Source organism: Oerskovia gallyi (assembly GCF_014836745.1).
Lineage (GTDB): Bacteria > Actinomycetota > Actinomycetes > Actinomycetales > Cellulomonadaceae > Oerskovia > Oerskovia paurometabola.
The window spans coordinates 81,697-100,268 of the sequence record NZ_JACSQE010000005.1 but is presented as its reverse complement, the minus strand read 5'-3'; the positions used below and the strand labels follow the sequence as shown (position 1 = coordinate 100,268).

Genomic DNA, 18,572 nt, shown 5'->3' with positions numbered 1-18,572 from the left:
CCGACGCGAGCACCCGTCTCGTGCCGAACCACCCGTCTCGCGCGGCGGCCCCCTACCGCAGGTCGCGCAGGTACGCCGCAGCGCCGTCGAACGCGGCCATGCGCCGCTCGTAGTACACCGCGATGATGAGGAGCAGCCCGCCCGCGGCCGTCAGGGTGAGCATCCACGGCCCGGCCGAGATGGCCGTGCCGAGCTGGCTCACGAACACCACGAGGATCTCGATCGGCAGCACCACGACGCCCAGCACGAACGGTGCGGCGAGGTGGAACCTCGTCCCGATCAGCACGGCAGCCAGGGCGAGCCCGATCACGAGCACGGCCCGCCACGTGCGGGCGTCGGTGTAGGTCGCGAGGACCGACGGCCCGAGCGTCGCCGCGATACCCACCGCGAGGGTGCGCCACGACCCGGCGTACCCGACGGGCCAGTCGGCGAGACGGGGCCAGGTCACGGCTGACGCAGCGTCCGGCACAACCGCCGCGCCCGGCGTGCCCGGCACCGCACCGGCAGACCCGCCGGCCACCGAGCCCGCTTCCCCCGCTCGGGCGGCGGCCCGCGTCGTCGCCGCGAACGCCAGGTAGCCCGCGACGAGCAGCCCCGCGCCGAGCGGCAGCGAGAAGACCTCGACGCGCAGCTCGCGCGGTCTCCACGCACCGATCGCGGCCGTGAGCGCGAGGAGCCACACGAACCATGTGGGCGGCCACCGCAGGTCCTCGCGCCGCCCGGCCGCCACGGCTCGGCGCACGGTGTGCACCACGAGCACGAGCAGCGCGACCTCGACGAGCCATGCGAGGACGATCACGGTCCAGCTCTCGCCCACGGCCCCGACCGGCCCGACGACGGCGAGCACCAGCGCGGGCGCGGCCCACCACCGACGAAGGGCCGGGTCGAGCGCGGGAGGAGCGGCGCCGTCGGGCCCCTCGACCCCTCGGGGGGTACCGCCCCAGGGCGCGACGGCCGCGACGAGGCGGTCGCCCGCGAGCGCCGCGAGCGCTGCCCCCGCCGCGGACCAGGCGAGCGCGACGAGGTAGACGCGGGTCGGGTCGGCCGCCCCCGCCTGCTGGACCGACTGGAGCGCCGCGACGAGCCCCGCGACGGACGCGAGGATCGCCGCCAGGGCGAGCTGCGACGCCGCGCCCGCCGCCCAGGCCTCGCTCACGCGGGTGCCGCGCGCCGCGAGACGCCGGGCCGTCTCGCCGCCCGCGACGAGGACCAGGCCCAGTGCGAGGACCGCGGGGTTGCGCCACGCGACGTCCTGCGGGACGAGGATCGACACGAGCAGCGACGGCAGGACGAGCAGCCCGAGCCCGCACCCGGCCAGACGCCCGCCGACGGACGAGCGCCGGGCGGCCAGCATCCCGCCGACGACCACGGCCGCGAGCGCGGGCGGCGCCGTGTACGCCTCGACGAGCCCGACGTCGAGCAGGGCGAGCAACGACCACAGGGCGCCGACCCACAGCCCGCCCGCGACCCACCACGCCCAGCGGCGGTCCGGGCGTCCGGCGACGACCGCGGCCCCCGTGCCGAGGACGAGGAGCACGATCGCCGTGGTCTCAGGGCCCGCCGCGACGCGCACCAGGGCGAGCACGACCGTGAGGGACGCGGTCACGAGCACGCTCACCTCGACCGCGCGTCCCGCGTCGAGCACGTGCCGGTCGGGGAGGCCGCGCACGGTCAGGTACGCCTGGGCGGACGGGACACCGACCACGGCCGCGGCGGTCAGGATCGCGACGAGCGGCAGCACCACGGGCGACGCGCTGCCGGGCACGAGCTCGGCGCCGAGGCAGACCAGGACGACCGACGCCGTCGGGAGCAGGAGGCCTGCCGCGGCCACGCGGACCGCTCGCGCCATCTCGGACCGCCGGGTCAGGACGAGCACACCCTCGAGCGCGAGCATGGTCGCCGCGGCGGCGGCGGACCACCAGCTGCGCTCGTCGAGCACGGTCGCGACGCCCAGCAGGAAGGGCACCGACGTCGTGACGAGCACGGCCCACCACGACGGCTGCCCGACCGCGCGGACCCGGGTGACCACGATCGCGACGACCGAGGCCGTGACCGACACGACCGCGACGGCCTCGGTCGTGCCGAGGCCCACCCAGCCGAGCGTCGTCCCGAGGACCAGCAGCGCGTACGCGTAGCCCACCCCCACGAGGAACGGGTGCGCCAGGGCGGGCACCACGCGGCGAGCGACCAGCAGCAAGGCGAGCACGACGGCGCCGCTCAGCACCACGGTCGGGCGCGCCGCCCAGGACACGAGGGCCGCGAGCCCCGTCGCGACGAATCCGCCCGTGAGCGCGGCCGCGGCCCAGGCGCCCAGGGGCCACGGGGCGCGTGGTGCCGAGGCCGGCGTCGCCGTGGCCGGGACGACCGACGCGCCGGTGGCGGGCCCACCACGGCGCGCCCGGGCGAACCGGCCCGCACCCACGAAGAGTGCGAGCGCCAGGACAGCGAGCGCCGCGAAGCTCGTGACCGCCGCCCAGGCCGGGTGCAGCGCCACCCCCAGGGCGAGGACCAGCGCGACCCACGGTGCGGCCTCCCCCGCGGCGTGCACGAGCCCGCTCCGGGCAGGTGCCGACGGCGAGGTCGCCGAGCCGACCGCCGAACCGGCCGCAGGGCCGCAGGTCGCGGCCGTCGACTCCGCCGTCCCCAGGTCCAGGCGGCCGACGCCGAGCATCGCGAGCAGGAGCGCCGCGACGCCGACGAGCGCAGCCGTGGTCGCGGCGTCGTCGAGCGTCCCGGCCACGGCGAGGCGGTCCGTCGTGAACGACCACGTGGTGCCGGTCGGCCGGATCGTCGAGACCGACACGAGCGGGCCCGTCAGCCCGTACGCGGTCGCGGGCAGCGCGGCGAGCCCGAGCACCGCCGACCCGCCGGCCACGAGCGCGGAGCGGGTCCGACCGTCGGCCCGGACCCACGTCGCGACGCCGACCAGGACGCTCCCCGCGAGCAGCGCGGCGACCGGCACGGTCGCCAGCCACACCGGATGGGAGCCGACGCCGAGGAGCGCCCCCGCGAGGACCGTCGCCCCTCCCGTGGCCCACCACCACACGCGCTGCCCGGTGGACCGGGCCAGCACGCAGGCCGTGCCCGCGGCGAGGAGCACGAGCGCCGCCGCGCCGCTCCAGCCCGGGACGCCCGGGAGCGGAGGCACGAGCAGCGCCAGGACGACGGCCGTGGGGAACGCGAGGAAGCGCGCGACCTCGAGCACGGTCTGCTCGAGGGTCAGCGGCGAGCCGAGCCGCTCGCGGGACCACCGCAGGACGGGCAGGTCGAGCACGGTGACGAGCGAGGCGGCCAGGAGGGCGACCGAGAACGCGGCGAAGGTCGAGGCGCTCAGGCCGTGGAACGTGCCCGCGAGGATCACGGGCACGACCGGGCTGAGGATCAGCCCGGCCGCGACCCAGGCCCGCACCCGGACCCGGAGCCCGGCCGCCAGGAGCCCGACGACCACCAGGAGCAGCAGGAGGCCGCGCACGAGCGCGGGGTCCGCGCCGCCGAGCGGGCGTGCGCTGAGGAAGAGCTCGACGTCGACGAGAAGCAGCACGACGCCGAGCGCGCCGATCGACTCGGCCGACGCGGCCATCCCGCGCGTCCGCAGGAACGCGGCCGTCGCGAGCGCGAGAAGCGTCACGACGCCCGTGACGAGCGCACGCACCGCGAGGTCGTCGGCGAGCGTGAAGAAGACGAACACGATCGTGGCGACCGCGAGGAGGCCCGCTCCGGCGCTCGCGAGGATGGGCTGGAGCCCGAGGCTCGACCGCGCAGGGGCGGGGTTCGCGGCGCCGCCCGCTGGGCGCGGGGCCACGGGGCGCGGTGAAGCGGGGCGCGGGACGCCGGTGTGCACGGGCGTCAGGGGGCGCGGGGCCACGGGGTGCGGTGAAGCGGGGCGCGGGACGCCGGCCGACCGCAGCGCGCGCAGCGCCGAGGCACGTCGCTCGAGCGCGAAGGCCGCCTCACGCGACGTCCTCAGCACCTCGACCGCCCACGGGCCCGTCAGGACCAGGCCGCAGTCACCGCAGCGGGTCGACGTCAGGTCGGCTCCGCAGCCCGGGCAGGCGTGCTGGTCACGAAGCCGCGTCGTCGCGACCTCGACCCACTGTTCGCTCATGCGCACATCATGGCGAACTCCCAGGGTCGCCCACAGGGCCGACCCGTGGGGTGTCGGTGCGGATCAGGTGAAGGGCGTGCTCCGGGCCAGCTCCTGGGCCGGTCCGGCAGGCTCGGCGGGCACCCGGGACGGGGCAGGTCCGGTCGGCACAGTCACGGCCGCGATGGCCGTGGTGAGCGGGATCGCGAGCACGAGCCCGATCGACCCGACGAGCGTCCGGACGACCTCCTCCGCGATCTCCCCCGACGTGAGGTTCACGCCGAGCGCCTGGTCGGACAGCCAGACGGCCATGAGCAGCGGCAGGGCCGCTCCGACGTAGGCGAACGCGATGGTGTAGACCGTCGACGCGATGTGGTCGCGCCCGATCCGCATGGCCCGCGTGAAGAGCTCGCGCCGCGACGCCCAGGGCGCGAGCGCGCGCAGCTCCCAGACGGTCGAGGCCTGCGTGATCGTCACGTCGTTGAGCACGCCCATGCCCGCGAGGACGATCCCGCAGATCGCGATGCCCTGCAGGTCGATCGCGGGGGCGTAGGACGGGAGCCACAAAGACTCCTCGGACGTGAGCCCGGTGATGTGCGAGGTCGAGGCGCCCCACCAGGCGAGGACCGCGGTCAGGACGAGCCCGACGAGGGTCCCGACCATCGCGGTCGACGTCCGGGCCGTGAACCCGTGGGCGACGTAGAGCACGACGAACATGACGGCCGACGACGTCACGAGCGCCACGTACAGGGTGTTCTGGCCCGAGAGGAGCGCGGGCAGCGTGAACTGACCGATCGTCACGAGGGCGACGACGAGTCCCGCGAGCGCCGCCAGCCCTCGCAGCCGGGCGACCGCGAGCACGAGCGCGGCGTAGGCGATCGCGAGCACGGCGATCGGGATCCCGCGTTCGAAGTCGAGGAAGGCGTAGGGGGTGCTGCCGTCGCCCTCGGCCTGGGAGATGTAGAGCATCCTGAGACGGTCGCCGACCTCGAAGCCGTGGTGGACGTACTCGGGCGGGGCCACGACCTCGGTCTGCGTGCCGTCGTCGAGGCGCACGGGCACGAGCCCGGTCTCGACCTCGGCCTCCCCCGTCACGACCCCGCGCACCACGTGGGTGCCCTGGGCCGTGAACGGGATCTGGTCGGGCAGGTCGGCCGCGCGGGGCCAGAGCGCGACGAGCCCGACGATCGTCAGGAGCAGTGCCGGGACCAGGATCGCCGCGAGCACGATCCTGACCCGTCGCGTCGCAGGCAGCGCCGGGCCGCTCCCGTGGGAGTGCCCGTGGGGGTGGTGGCTCATGGCGCCCTTCGGATCGGCTGGTCGGGCGCACGCCCAGGACCCACCCACCCTAGAGAATGAGAACGGTTATCGCTGCGAGCGACGCGCCGCGCCCCCGCTCCCCACGGACGACAGAGGCCCGGGTGACCGACGTCGTCGGGCACCCGGGCCTCTGCACGGGTGCGGGGCCACGGCCCCGCGGTGCGGCACGCCTCAGCGCGCCGCGAAGATCACTTGGTGACGGCCTTCTTCAGGAGGCTGCCGGCGCTGATCTTGACACCGAAGCCAGCGGGGATCTGGATCTCCTCGCCGGTGCGGGGGTTGCGGCCCGTGCGAGCGGCACGCTCGACGCGCTCGACGGAGAGAAGGCCGGTGACCTTGACGGCCTCGCCCTTGCCGAGCGACTCGACGAGGACTTCCTGGAACGCGTTGAGGGCGTTCTCGGCCTGAGCCTTGGTGAGGTCGGACTTTGCGGCGATGGCCGAGACGAGCTCAGACTTGTTGAGCGACATGCGGATCCCTTCATCGGTTCACGCCCCGCAGTGGGCACCACGGGACGTTGAGGTCTCAGTTTGCCAGCCCTGAGGCGGGACTTCGTGGACAACACTAAGGAATCTACGGGGTTCTGCGCGCGTTTCCGCGCCGAAACGGTTCCTCTGAGCGCAGAATCTTGTCCGATCCGCGCCGAATGTGACCTACTGGGCGCGTCCTGACCTCCTCCGCGCGCCCTCCCCGACGCGCGACGAGCCGTCCACCCCGCAGGGTGGACGGCTCGTCGAGGGCCTCGGCGCGTCGGCCGGGCGAAGGGCGGGATCAGCGACCGTCGCTCTTCGCCGCGCCACCCGTGGCGCCCTTGCCGTACCGCTGACGGAACTTCTCGACGCGTCCGGCGGTGTCCACGACGCGCGCGGTGCCCGTGTAGAACGGGTGGCTCGCGCTCGAGATGTCGACGTCGACCACCGGGTAGGTGTTGCCGTCCGTCCACTCGATCGTCTTGTCCGGGCGCCCAGGACCGGACGCCGAGCCGCCGGCGAGCGTGGACCTGGTCAGGAAGGCGAAGTCGGCCGAGATGTCGCGGAACACGACCGGCCCGTACTCGGGGTGGATGTCCTTCTTCATGGGTGCTCCTCTACGTGTCTCGACTACCAGCTGGACTTGGTGACGCCCGGGAGCTCGCCGCGGTGCGCCATGTCACGCAGCCTGATGCGGGAGAGCCCGAAGCGCCGGTTGTACGCGCGCGGACGGCCGTCGACGACGTCGCGGTTGCGCAGGCGGGTCGCGCTCGCGTCGCGGGGCTGCTTGCGCAGCTCGGTCACGGCGGCCTCCTTGTCGGCGTCCGGGGCGCTGGGCGACGCGATGATCTTCTTGAGCTCGGCGCGCCTCTCGGCGTACCGGGCGACGATCACCTCGCGCTGCTCGTTGCGCGCGATCTTGGACTTCTTGGCCATGCGGCTCCCCTTACCGTTCCTCACGGAACGCGACGTGTCGTCGCGCCACCGGGTCGTACTTGAGCAGGGTCAGCCGGTCCGGGTCGTTGCGGCGGTTCTTGCGGGTCACGTAGGTGTACCCGGTCCCTGCGGTCGAACGCATCCTGACCACGGGGCGCAGCTCGGTGCGTGCTGCCATCAGACCTTCTCCCCTCGAGCGATGATTCCGGCGACGACCGCGTCGGTCCCTCGACGGTCGATCGTCCTGATCCCCTGGGCGCTCACTCTCAGCCTGACATGCCGGCCCAGGGACGGCACCCAGTGACGCTTGTGCTGGACGTTGGGCTCGACACGACGCCGGGTCCGCACGTGCGAGTGCGAGATCGAGCGGCCGAACCCCGGCGAGGTGCCGAGCACCTGGCAGACGGCGGACATGACGGACTTCCCTTCGGTGGGTCGCAGAGACCCGACCCTAGTTATTGAGAACCGTTCTCGTCAAGAGGTGTGCTCCCGACTGATGAGAACCGTTCTCTGTAGAGGTGGAGCGTCCGCATGCCCGCAGATATTCCCGGGCCCCCCGCACGTCCGGGACCCGTGTCCCGCTCAGCGTGCTCGCCCCGGTCGACCCCGTGCTGCGCGACGCGGGTCCCAGGACGCCCCGGGACTCGTGAAGAGTCCCGGGGCGTCCGGGTCGAGCGGCCCCCCTCAGAGGAGGACCCGAGCGGCTAGCGGCAGCTCGTGGCCTCGAACTGCCTCTCGGTCGTGGTCGTGACCTCCTTGCCGTCGACCGTGGCGGTCGCGGTGAACGTCACCGTCCCCGCCTCGATCGCCTCGCTGCGCGAGTTGAACTTCTGGCTCGCGCTCTTGCCGGGCTGGACGTTGGTGAAGGTCTTGGTGCCGTACGGCGTCGTGACCACCACGTCGACCGGGAAGTCCTCCTCGTTGACAGCGCGCGCCGTGACCTGGGCGCGGGCGCCCGTGCACTGCGAGGTGGCCGTCGTGGTGACCTCGAGCTCGGGCTCGGGCTCGACCGGGTCGGCGCAGGACACCTTGGCGGAGCCCCAGTCGGCGTGGTCGTTGCCGTTGCCGTCGCCGCCGTCCCCGACGACCAGGTCGAGGTAGCGGACCCCCGTGACGGGCACGTCCAGGTCGACGGTCTTGCCGCCGCCCTTGAGCACCTCGGTCTGGGCGAGCTGCGTGCCGTCGCCGAGGACCGTGAACTGCACGGTGCCCTTGGTCGCCTGGACGTCGTCGACGCCCACGGTCGCCGTGAAGGACTCGCACTGCCCGGCGAGGAAGACCCGGACGGTCGACTTCGCGTGCGTGCCCAGGCCCTTCTCGTGGACGACGCCGCGCAGCGAGAGCGGCTTGCCGTCCTTCTCGCCCTGCTCGCCGTTGGACAGGTCGCGCTCGACCGGTCCCCACCCGTTGGTCGTCGAGACGAAGGGCAGGTCGCTGACCCAGTTCTCGCCACCGTTCGGCGGCACGACGACCCACACCGACTGGCCGGCCTCGACCGACCGCTCGCCGACGGGCGCTGCCGTGGTCGTGTACGAGCCGCCCGAGGTGAGCGTGTAGGCGTCGGCCGTGATCTTGCCGTGCGGGGTGACCTGCCACGTCGTGGTCAGGACGCCGCCCGCGGGGAGCGTGGCCGCGGTCGAGGCGTTGGTCGCCTCGACCTCCCAGCCCTCGGGCACGTCGAGCGTCACGGCGACGTCCGCGACGGCCACGGGTTCGTGGACCGTGAGGCGCGTCGTGACGGTGCTCGCGACGTCGGGCTCGAACGCGACAGGTCCCGGGGAGACCGTGAGGGACGCGCAGGCCGGGGTGGCCTCCGCGGGGCCCAGGTCCACGACGCGGAAGTCGTCGAGGATCAGGTCGGACTGGTTGCCGCCCGCGGTGAGCTTGCGCAGCCCCACCCAGGTGTCGCCGCAGCCGCTCGCGACGACGTCCTCGGAGAACGTCGCAGTCGTGCGCTGCTGCCCCAGCGGGGTCGCGTGCGTCTCGACCGACGCCGGGGCGCCGCTCGCGACCGAGTCGTAGCCCGTGACCCACTGGTACTCGCCGCCGTTGCCCGACTGGTAGTCGAAGCTCACGCGGTACTGACGCCCCGCCTCGAGCTTCACGGTGCTGGGCACGGTGCGGTAGACGAGGCCCTTGTTCTCCTCGTGCGCCTTGAGCGACCAGTCGCCGGACAGCGCGTCGTCGACGAGCTTCCCGTTCCAGCCCGCCTGCGTGTACGGGGCGTTGCGCTTGGCGATGTGCGTGCGCGGGTCGGTCACGCCGCCCGCGTCGCCCTTGACGAACGGTCCCCAGCCCTGGGGCACGTTCTCGAAGTCCTCGAACGCGACGACAGTGCCGGTCTCGCCCTCGACGGCCGGGGCCACCGAGCGCGTGGCGCTCACGACGCGCAGGTCGTCGACCCGCACGACGGCGTCTCCCGCCGAGGCGGAGACCGTCAGCGTCGGTCGGGCCGGGCCCGTGACGTCGACGAGCACCTGGACGCGCTGGTAGTAGCGGTTGTTCTTCTCGTCGGCCGCGACGAGGTTCTTGGCGGTCGACCGCTCGACGACGGTGCTCGCGGTCTGCGCGACGCCCTCGCCCGAGACGGACAGCGTGGTCGTGCGGGACTTCCCGGGCTGGACCTCGACCCACGCACTCACGGCGTAGGTGCCGGTCGAGAGCTCACCGAGCTGCTGGCTCAGCGACGAGGCGCCCGCACCGAGCGTCGCGACGCGCTGCCCGTTGGACAGGGTCTCGATGCCCGTGGTGCCGGTCGTCTCGTACGCGTCGAGCGTCGCGGCGTTGAAGCCGGGGTCGACGATGCCGCTCCCGGTGCCCCACGCGACGTCCTCGGCCGAGGGGGTCGTGACGCCCTGCGGGTACAGGACGTAGGGCTGGCCCGCGGTCGCCTCGACCGTGACCTTGCCGCCCGTGACCGGGACGTCCGCGACCTTCTCGCGGCCCGTCGTCGTGAGCTTGTACAGAGTCAGGCTCGTGGCCCCGGAGAACTCGTCCGTGAGGGTCCACGTCGTCGAGCCGCCGGCCGGGTTGTAGTGGTAGAGCTTGCCGCCCTCGGCGGCCTGTCCCTCGAGCCCGGGGGCGTCGGACGCGTTCCACGGCAGGAGGTAGGTGCCGCCCGTGGCGACCACGGCGTCCCCGACGAGGATCTGCCGGTCGGCCGCGGCCTGGCCACGCGCCGAGACGTCACCCGTGAAGTCGATCCGGTCGGTGCCCCAGCGCACGATCTCCTGGTGCTGGAGGAACTTGGTCGGGACGTTGGTCGTCCAGATGTTCTTGTAGAACGCGTTCCAGTCGGTCTGCCCGGTCCAGCCCTCGAACTCGACGAGCCGCGCGTTGCCGAGCAGCGGGTGCGGGTTCCAGGTGTCCTTCTCGGCGTTGTCGATGAAGCGCACGATCTGGGAGTTCAGGCCCTTGTTCGCCGCGCCGCCGTAGTTCTCGTCCGCGGACCAGTGGCTCCACAGCGAGCTCGCCTCGAACTTGTCGGACCACTCGGTCGCGATCTGGAGGTCGTTCGCGCGGGCCGCGTCCGCGAGGGCGCGGGCCTGCCAGCCGAAGTTGTAGTAGACGTCGACGTAGAGGAGGTCCAGGTTGCCCTGGGTCTCGTCGGCGAGCTGGCCGATGCGCGCGGCCAGATCACCGCTGTTCACGTCGCGGCGCTGGTCGATGTAGTACGACTGGCCGAGCCAGTTCCAGCCCTTGGCCGACGGGTCGACGAGCTCGTCGGAGAAGGCGTTCGCCTCGGCGTAGGCCTCGGTCGCGTTGATGTGGACGCCGAAGTCCGCGTTCCAGTCGCCGCCCTGCTCGAGGAGCGTGTTCATGTCCTCGAGGCCGCCCGCGCGCTCGTTGTAGTTGCCGCCGTAGTCGGGGTGCGCGGAGTCGTGGCCCTCGGAGCCGTAGCCCTTGAGCAGCGCCATCTGGCCCAGGCCGTCGGTCGCGAGCGAGATGCGCTTGACGTCGTCGAGCGTACGCAGGAACGGGTGCGTGGCCTGCGAGGCGAAGTTGAACGGGATGTGGGTCACGACGCGGTCGGCGACCTGGTCGGCGCCGAGCGCCTTGGGGGCGGTCGCGCGGAACGCGATCGCGCCGTCCTGCCAGTCGACCTTGTCGTCGGCGTTGGCGTCGGCCGTCACGACGACGGTCGCGTACGGGAGCTCCTCGGTGACCGGCGAGCCCTGGGCCCGGTAGGTCCACGCGCCGCTCCAGACGCCCACGCGCACGCCGCCGTCGGCCGCGCGGGCCTGACGCTGCAGGCGGTTGCCGTCCGCGGCGGCCTTGCCGTTCGCCTCGTCGTAGACGCTGTTGGTCACGATCGTGGCCGACAGCTTGCTGGTGCTGACGATCGCGTACGCGGACCCGACCGGGTTCGCGTTGACGGGGGTCTGCCCCGTGACGGTCGTGAACGTGTCGCCGACCTTGCCACGGTCCGGGCTGATCACGGCCGAGGCGACCACGGCCGACGGGTCGGCCGACGAGACGGAGAGCAGGTCGTGGCCCGGGACCTCGATGGTCCCGACGCGGAAGGCGTCGGTGTCGGTGACGCCCGTGACGCGGAACGTCACGGCGCTGCCGTCGACCTCCAGGCGCGTGTCGATGCTGACGCCCGCGAGGTCGGGGAACGTCAGGCGGTAGTCGCGGCTCGTCTCACCGGGTTCGCCGGGCTCGACCGCGACGGTGCGGTCGGTGCCGTTGAGGCGCACCTTCGCCACGGTCGCGGTGCTGCCCGCGAGCGAGGCCCCCGACGCGCGGTCGGTGTAGCTCAGGACCCGTGGGAAGTCTGCGGCGACCTGGACGTCGAGCTGAGGAGAGCGCAGCGTCGCCGCGCCCTCGACGCTCGCCGCCGCGACCTGCTCGGCCGTCAGGCCCAGGGCCGAGAGCTGGTTGATGCTGCTCGCCGCCGCGGGGAGGGCGGCGACCGGCAGCGCCGCGAACGGCACCACGACCGCGGTGGCGAGCGCCACGAGCCGGCGGGCGCGGCGCGAGCCGCCGCCCGGGAGGGAACCGGCCCGGGGGCCAGGGGAATGTCGAACCATGTGCTGTCTCCTTCGATAGCAGTTCATCGGCCGTCCCCCGACCGACGGGCGTCACAGCTCTTCGACGTACTCCTCGGGCTCGCCGAGGACGGCCTCGTCCTTCAGCTCGAGGTCGGAGCCGACCTCGTGCAGCTCGAGGACCGTGACGGTGTTGCTCCCCGCGCGCAGCAGCGGCGCGGGGACGTAGAGGGTGTGCTGCGGGCCGCGCTCCCAGTAGCGGCCGAGCAGCACGTCGTTGACCCAGACGAACCCCTTGGTCCAGCCGGGCAGGGCGAGGAAGGCGTCGGCGGGTTCGCCGACGTCGAGCGTCGTCCGGGCGATCACGCCCTGCGGCCCGACGGCGTCGGCCCTGTCGGGGTCGGCGGCACCGGGCTCACCGGTGGCCCCGCCCGCCCACAGCCCGTCCACGGGCAGCAGGTCGAGCGGCAGGGACCGCGAGGTCCAACCGTGCACGATGCGCCGCTCGACCAGGACGTCGCCGAGGATGCCCTTGTGCTCGCCGAGCCGGGGCCCGTAGTTGATGCGGCCGAGGTTCTCGACGAGGATCTCGAGCCGGACAGGGACGCCCTGCCCGTGGACCGTGAGCCCGCGGTGCGAGGTCTCGCGCTCCAGGACGCCGACCTCGTGGCCGTCGACGTAGACGGTCGCGCGGTCGTGCAGCCCGAGGATCGAGAGCGTGCTGCTGCCGCGCGGGAGGATCGGCGTGGCCGTGTGGAGCACGAGCCCGGCGTTCTGCCCGAGCTGCTCGAACGTCAGGGGCGACGAAGCGGCGGTCGCGGCACCGAGCGCCCGCAGGGCGGGCAGGAGCGGGCGCGTGCTCACCGGAGGCAGGGCCTGCGCCGGGAGCCGGACGGGAGGCTGGATCCACCGGTCGTCCTGGGTGTCCCCGACGTCGCCCCGGTGCTCGGTGAGCACCTTGCGCAGCGCGAAGAACTTGGGCGTCACGGTGCCGTCCTCGGCGACCGCGGCGTCGGAGTCGTAGCTCGTGACGGTCGGCTGGATCCGCGTGCCGTCGTGGTTGGCCCCTGCGGTCAGCCCGAAGTTCGTGCCGCCGTGCGCCATGTACAGGCTCACGGACCCGCCGAGGTCGAGGAGCTCGCGCACGTCGGACGCGGCGCTGTCGGCGCCGCGCACGTGGTGCGGGTCGCCCCAGTGGTCGAACCAGCCGTTCCAGAACTCGGCGCACACGAACGGCTGCTCGCCGCGGCGGCCCGTGAGCTTGTCGAGCGCCTGCCCCGGACGGCTGCCGAACGTGGCCGCGGCCAGCACGCCCGGGAGCGTGCCGCCGTCGAGCATGAGGTCGGTGGGTCCGTCGGCCGTGAAAAGGAGCTCGTCGATGCCGCGGGCAGCGAGCGCGTCGTGGACCCAGGCCATGTAGGCGTGGTCGTCGCCATAGCTGCCGTACTCGTTCTCGACCTGGACGGCCACGATCGGCCCGCCCCGGCTCGCCTGGAGCGCCGCGAGACGTGGTACCAGCTCGTCGAACCAGGCCGCGACCGCCGCGAGGTACGTCTCGTCGCTGCACCGCAGCCGGATCCCGGGCGTCGCGGTGAGCCACGCGGGCAGGCCGCCGTTGTCCCACTCGGCGCAGATGTACGGGCCGGGGCGCACCACGACGTCGAGCCCCAGGTCGCCCGCGAGCCGCACGAACCGCTCGACGTCGCGCCACCCGGTGAAGTCGAACGAACCGCGCTCGGCCTCGTGCCAGTTCCACGGGACGTAGGTGTCGACCGTGTTGAGGCCCATGGCGCGCACGCGCAGCAGGCGGTCCTCCCACTGGTCGGGGTGCACGCGGAAGTAGTGGATCGAGCCCGAGAGCAGGCGGTGCGGCGCACCGTCCCGCAGGAGGGTCGCGCCGTCGGCGCGGAGCCTGGGCGTGGTCGCGCCGTCGGCGCGCAGGGTCGGTCCGCCGACCGGGCTCGAGGCCTGGTCGGCTGGGTGCTGCTGGTTCACTTGATGGCCCCCGCTGCGAGTCCGGAGCGCCAGAAGCGCTGGAGGGAGAGGAACGCGACGATGAGCGGGACGACCGCCACGAACGCGCCGATGATGACCATGTGCCGTTCGATCTGGCCGGCCTGGACCAGGGCGTTCCAGCTCACCAGCCCGACCGTGACGGGCCGCAGGTTCTCGGAGATGAGGACCTGCGAGGGGAGCAGGAAGTTGTTCCAGATCTCGACGAACTGGAAGAGGAAGATCGTGACGAGCGCGGGGGCCATCATCTTGAGGCTGACCCCGAAGAAGATGCGGCCCTCGCTCGCGCCGTCGAGGCGGGCGGCCTCGATGACCTCGTCGGGCACCGAGCTCGCGGCGAAGATGCGCCCCAGGTAGACGCCGAACGGGCTCACGATGCTGGGCAGGAGCACCGCGAGGTACGTGTTGACGATGCCCGTCGCGGAGAACATGAGGAACAGGGGCAGCGTGAACAGGACCTTGGGGATCAGGACCGCGCCGAGGACCACGCCGAACAGCACGCCCTTGCCGCGGAACTCGTACTTCGCCAGGGCGTAGCCCGTCGAGACCGCGATGAGCGTCCCGAGGCCCGCGCCGACGATCGAGTAGAGCGCGGAGTTGGCCATCCAGACGGCGAAGATCCCGTCCTTGTACGCGAACAGGTCGCCGATGTTGCCGAACAGGTCGAAGTTCGAGAACCACAGGGGGCTGCCCGCGAACGTGTACCCGGCGTCCTTGGTGGCCGCGACGAACAGCCACCACAGCGGGAACAGGAAGTACACGGCGGTGAGCGCGAGGACGGCCGTGACCGCGATGCGGCTCGTGGCCGTGGTCTCGATCGAGTCGCCGCGCAGGCCGCCCGTGCTGCCCTGGCTCCCCTTGGCGTCGGTGCGCCGGCGGCGCCTCCGGTTGCCCGTGGTCTTCTCGGCCCGGGCGGGTGCGGTGCTCGTGGTCACGAGGACCTCCTGGACGTCAGACGGAAGAAGAGGACGGACAGCACGGCCACGCCGACCGCGAGCAGCACCGACTGGGCCGCGGCGTACGGGTAGTTGGCCGACTGGAGCGAGGCCTGCGCGGCCATGATCGGCGTGTAGCTCGCGTCGATCGCCCCGGTGCTCTGCTTGAGCACGAACGGCTCGTTGTAGAGCTGCGCGGAGCCGATGATCGAGAAGATCGTGGTGAGGAGGATCGCGGGCCGCACGAGCGGGATCTTGATGCTCCACGCGGTGCGCCACGGCGAGGCGCCGTCGAGCTTGGCGGCCTCGAGCACCTCGCCCGGGACCCCCTGGAGCGCGGCGTAGATGATGATCATGTTGTAGCCGGTCCAGCCCCACGTCACGACGTTCGCGACGGCCCACAGGGCGAAGTCCTGGCTGAGGAAGTTGACGTCGATCCCGACCAGCCCGAGGAGCTGGTTGAACGGGTTGTTCGTGGGCGAGTAGAGGAACGACCACATGAGCGCCGAGACCACGGTCGGCACCGCGTAGGGCGCGAAGCTCGAGAGGCGGAAGAAGCCCTTGGCCCGCGCCGAGGCCGAGTCGATGAGGAGCGCGATCCCGAGCGCGAGGCCCAGCATCACGGGCACCTGCACGACGCCGAACAGGAGCACGCGGCCGATCGAGGTGATGAACGTCGAGTCGCCCAGCGCGTACGCGTAGTTGAACAGCGGGTCGAAGATCTCCTGCGTGCCGCCCAGCCCGAGCGCGTCGCGCTGGATGCGGAACATGCTCTTGTAGATCGCGAACAGGATGGGCGCGACGTACATCCCGACGAACAGCACCACGAACGGACCGACGAACCAGATCGCGTACCGGCTGGTCCGGCTGCGCGGTCGCTTGGGCGGCGTGGTCGCCGCGCGCTTCGTCTCGACCGGCGGCGGTGCCGCCGACGTCAGGCTCGTGGTCATGGTGGGTTCCTCAGGGGGATGCGTCGTGGTGCCCGACGACGTCACGCGCCCAGGTGCACCGGTGCTCGCAGGTGCGTGGCGTCGTCGGGCCTTGTGCTGCTCGTGCGCGGCGAGAACCGCGCGGGTGGTGCTGGGACCGTCAGGTCACTCGTTGACGGCGATGCCCTGCTGCGTGAGCTCGGAGACCGTGGCCTCGCGGGCGCCCGTGAGCGCGGTCGCGACGGTCGCGCCGCCCTCCTTGGCGTAGGCCTGCTTCATGCCCGTGCCGAGCGTGCCCACGAGGGTCGAGACGCCGGGGCCCCAGGCCCAGTCCTCGTTGACCTGGCCGGACGCGGTCTTGAACACGTCGCTGATGACCTGGCCGCCGAAGTACTCGTCGCCCGTGGCGAGGAGCTCGGACTCCAGGCCCGCGACCGACGCCGGGTAGACGCCGCCACCCTTGACGAGCTCGTCGACCGACGCGGGGTCGGTGCTGATCCAGTTGGCGACGGTCCAGGCCGCCTCCGGGTCGTCGCAGCCCTTGAGGACCGCGGACAGGCTGCCGCCCACGTTGCCGGTCTTGGCGTCGCCCGCCTCCCACTGCGGGAGCTCGGCCACGGCCCAGTCTCCCGACGAGGCCGCGGCGGAGTCCTTGAGGATGCCGGCGAACCAGGCGGCGCCGACGATCGTGGCGATCGAGCCGTCACCGAGGCCTGCGGCCCAGTCGTCGCTCCAGATGCTCGCGCCGATCACGTCGGCGTCGATGAGGCCCTGCCAGTAGTCGGCGACCTCGAGGTTGGCCGGGGAGTCGGGCGTGATGGACCACGCGTCGTCCTTGATCTCGTACCAGGGGGCGCCGGCCTGCCAGGCGAAGCCCGAGTAGTCGTAGTCCTCGTACGTGCCGGTCAGCTTGATGCCCGCGGCCTTGAGCTGCTCGCCCGCGGCCTGGTACTCGGCCCACGTGGTGGGGACGGCGACGCCGTTCGCCTCGAACACGGTCTTGTTGTAGAAGAGCACCATGGGGCCCTGGTCCTGCGGGGCGCCGTAGGTCTTGCCGCCCACGTTGACGCCGGCCCAGCCCGCGGGGGCGTAGAGGTCCTTGTCCTTCGCCGCGAACTCGGTGACGTCCACGACGTTGCCCTCGGCGACGAAGCTGGGGAGCGTCTCGAAGCCGACCTGGGCGATGCACGGGGCGTTGCCCGCGGTGATCGAGTTGCGGATCTTGTCGTAGCCGCCCTTGTTGCCGGGCTCGATCTGCGTGTACTTGATCTTGATGTCGTCGTGCGTGTCGTTGAAGATCTTGGCCGACTCGTCGTAGCCCGCGGCCCAGGTCCAGACCTCGACCTCCTTGACCTTGCCGTCGCCGCCTGCCGAGCCACCGGACGTCGTGTCCGACGAGCAGGCGGTCAGGCCGCCCGCAGCGAGGGTGAGGATCGACGCGACCCCGACTGCCTTGACGATCGATGACTTCATGACTCTCCTTCTGACCACACTGTGCTGAGGATGGAGCGGCGACGGCGCCGCGGTCTGCGTGGAGCACACTCTGGCACACGTTGATATGGATCACAACCCACTCATCACGGTGTGCCGCGAGGTGCGCAAAGCCGTCACTTTCGGCTGCATGTTCTGGCTGTTATGGTCAACACTGATAACAGAAGGATGACGACGACACGGGCCGGAGAGGCTCGCGCTGTTGGCGTCCACTACGCTGCGGTGCACACCCGCGGCCCCGCACACCGAGGTGCCCGACGCTCCACGCCGAGCCCTCATCGCCCGAAGGAGAGCACGTGGAACGACCGTCACCGCCCACGCGGACGGAGCCGGCGCAGGGGAAGACCACGGCCGTTCCCGCCCGGGGCCGCGGCCCCGCGATGGCCGACGTCGCCCGCGTCGCCGGCGTCTCCGCCCAGACCGTCTCCCGGGTCCTGTCGGGGCACCCCAACGTCAACGAGACCACCCGCGACCGGGTGCGCGCCGCCGTCGAGCAGACCGGGTACCGCCGCAACAGCCTCGCGCGCGCGCTCGTGACCGGGCGCAGCAAGACCATCGGCGTCATCACGCACGAGACCGACTTCTACTCGGGCAGCGCCATGATGCTCGGCATGCAGCGCGCGGCCCGCGACGGCGGCTACTTCGTGAGCACCGCGAGCACCGCCTCGCTCTCCCCCGCCTCGATCGCCCAGGCCGTCGACCGCCTCCTCGACCAGGGCGTCGACGGGCTCGTCATCGCCGTCCCCGTGCGCGACGACGAGTCGCTCGGCGACCTCATCCACGGCACCCCGACCGTCGTCGTGGACGGCATGCAGTCGTCGGCGACCGAGGTCGTCGCGGTCGACCAGGTCGCCGCGGGGCGTGTCGCGACCGAGCACCTCCTGGCGCTGGGCCACGAGACCGTGTGGCACCTCGCCGGACCCGCCTCGTGGAACGACGCCAACGGCCGCACCGCCGGGTGGCAGGCCGCGCTGCACGACGCCGGACGCACCGAACCGCCCGTGCTCTACGGCGATTGGAGCCCCGAGTCCGGGTACCGCAACGGCCTGGTCCTGGGCCGTCTGCCCGAGGTCACCGCCGTGTTCGTCGCGAGCGACGAGATGGCGTTCGGGCTGATCCGGGGCCTGACGGAGATGGGCCGGCGAGTCCCCGAAGACGTGTCGGTCGTGGGTATGGACGACATCGCGCTCGCCGAGTACTGCTCGCCCCCGCTCACCACGGTGCGGCAGCCGTTCCACCTGACCGGCCGCCTCGCGGTCGAGCACGTGATCGCGCTCATCGCGGACCCGACGAGCGTGCACGAGCCCGAGGTCGTGCTGCCCGAGCTCGCGGTGCGCCTCAGCACGGCGCCGCCGCGCTGAGCGTCGCGGGCACGGAGCAGGCCCGGCCGACCGAGCGCAGAT

General features: G+C 72.6%; 13 protein-coding genes. 1 reads left to right on the top strand and 12 read right to left on the bottom strand.

From position 1 onward, the window contains the following. Positions 1-52 precede the first annotated feature (52 nt). The 12 genes from H9640_RS07680 to H9640_RS07625 all read right to left on the bottom strand — a co-directional run bounded on the left by H9640_RS07680 (position 53) and on the right by H9640_RS07625 (position 17,151). Positions 53-4,105 carry an SCO7613 C-terminal domain-containing membrane protein gene (locus tag H9640_RS07680; RefSeq protein WP_191790131.1) on the bottom strand — a complete coding sequence of 1,351 codons (4,053 nt, stop codon included), beginning with the start codon at positions 4,103-4,105 and terminating at the stop codon, positions 53-55. Positions 4,106-4,168: 63 nt separating this feature from the next. Next, on the bottom strand, positions 4,169-5,383 hold the full coding sequence (locus H9640_RS07675) for a YibE/F family protein (protein WP_191790130.1): 1,215 nt from the start codon (positions 5,381-5,383) through the stop codon (positions 4,169-4,171). Between the two features lie 209 nt (positions 5,384-5,592). Then, positions 5,593-5,874 carry an HU family DNA-binding protein gene (locus H9640_RS07670; RefSeq protein ID WP_030150363.1) on the bottom strand — a complete coding sequence of 94 codons (282 nt, stop codon included), beginning with the start codon at positions 5,872-5,874 and terminating at the stop codon, positions 5,593-5,595. A 301-nt stretch (positions 5,875-6,175) separates the two neighbouring features. Next, positions 6,176-6,481 (bottom strand): type B 50S ribosomal protein L31, encoded by a 306-nt coding sequence (locus tag H9640_RS07665; RefSeq protein WP_191790129.1) that lies wholly within the window; start codon positions 6,479-6,481, stop codon positions 6,176-6,178. A gap of 23 nt (positions 6,482-6,504) precedes the next feature. Beyond that, complete coding sequence (gene rpsN, locus H9640_RS07660) at positions 6,505-6,810, bottom strand: 30S ribosomal protein S14 (RefSeq protein ID WP_191790128.1); 306 nt, start codon at positions 6,808-6,810, stop codon at positions 6,505-6,507. Between the two features lie 10 nt (positions 6,811-6,820). Next, positions 6,821-6,988 (bottom strand): 50S ribosomal protein L33, encoded by a 168-nt coding sequence (gene rpmG, locus H9640_RS07655; protein ID WP_030150366.1) that lies wholly within the window; start codon positions 6,986-6,988, stop codon positions 6,821-6,823. Further along, positions 6,988-7,224 carry a 50S ribosomal protein L28 gene (rpmB, locus tag H9640_RS07650; RefSeq protein WP_191790127.1) on the bottom strand — a complete coding sequence of 79 codons (237 nt, stop codon included), beginning with the start codon at positions 7,222-7,224 and terminating at the stop codon, positions 6,988-6,990. The genes rpmG and rpmB overlap by 1 nt, the downstream gene beginning before the upstream one ends. 290 nt (positions 7,225-7,514) lie before the next feature. Further along, positions 7,515-11,843, bottom strand: a complete 4,329-nt coding sequence (locus H9640_RS07645; protein WP_191790126.1) for an endo-alpha-N-acetylgalactosaminidase family protein — start codon at positions 11,841-11,843, stop codon at positions 7,515-7,517. Positions 11,844-11,894: 51 nt separating this feature from the next. Further along, positions 11,895-13,796 (bottom strand): glycoside hydrolase family 35 protein, encoded by a 1,902-nt coding sequence (locus tag H9640_RS07640; RefSeq protein ID WP_318243701.1) that lies wholly within the window; start codon positions 13,794-13,796, stop codon positions 11,895-11,897. After that, complete coding sequence (locus H9640_RS07635; RefSeq protein ID WP_318243700.1) at positions 13,793-14,749, bottom strand: carbohydrate ABC transporter permease; 957 nt, start codon at positions 14,747-14,749, stop codon at positions 13,793-13,795. Before H9640_RS07635 ends, H9640_RS07640 begins: the two co-directional genes overlap by 4 nt. Beyond that, positions 14,746-15,699, bottom strand: coding sequence for a carbohydrate ABC transporter permease (locus tag H9640_RS07630; RefSeq protein ID WP_191790125.1), 954 nt, complete (start codon positions 15,697-15,699; stop codon positions 14,746-14,748). Before H9640_RS07630 ends, H9640_RS07635 begins: the two co-directional genes overlap by 4 nt. 144 nt (positions 15,700-15,843) lie before the next feature. Next, entirely contained in the window at positions 15,844-17,151 is a 1,308-nt protein-coding gene (locus H9640_RS07625; RefSeq protein WP_191790124.1) for an ABC transporter substrate-binding protein, read from the bottom strand. Positions 17,152-17,465: 314 nt separating this feature from the next. Here H9640_RS07625 and H9640_RS07620 point away from each other — a divergent pair, with 314 nt between their 5' ends. Further along, a complete protein-coding gene (locus H9640_RS07620) occupies positions 17,466-18,530 on the top strand; it encodes a LacI family DNA-binding transcriptional regulator (RefSeq protein ID WP_307824260.1) in 1,065 nt (354 codons plus the stop codon). Positions 18,531-18,572 lie beyond the last annotated feature (42 nt).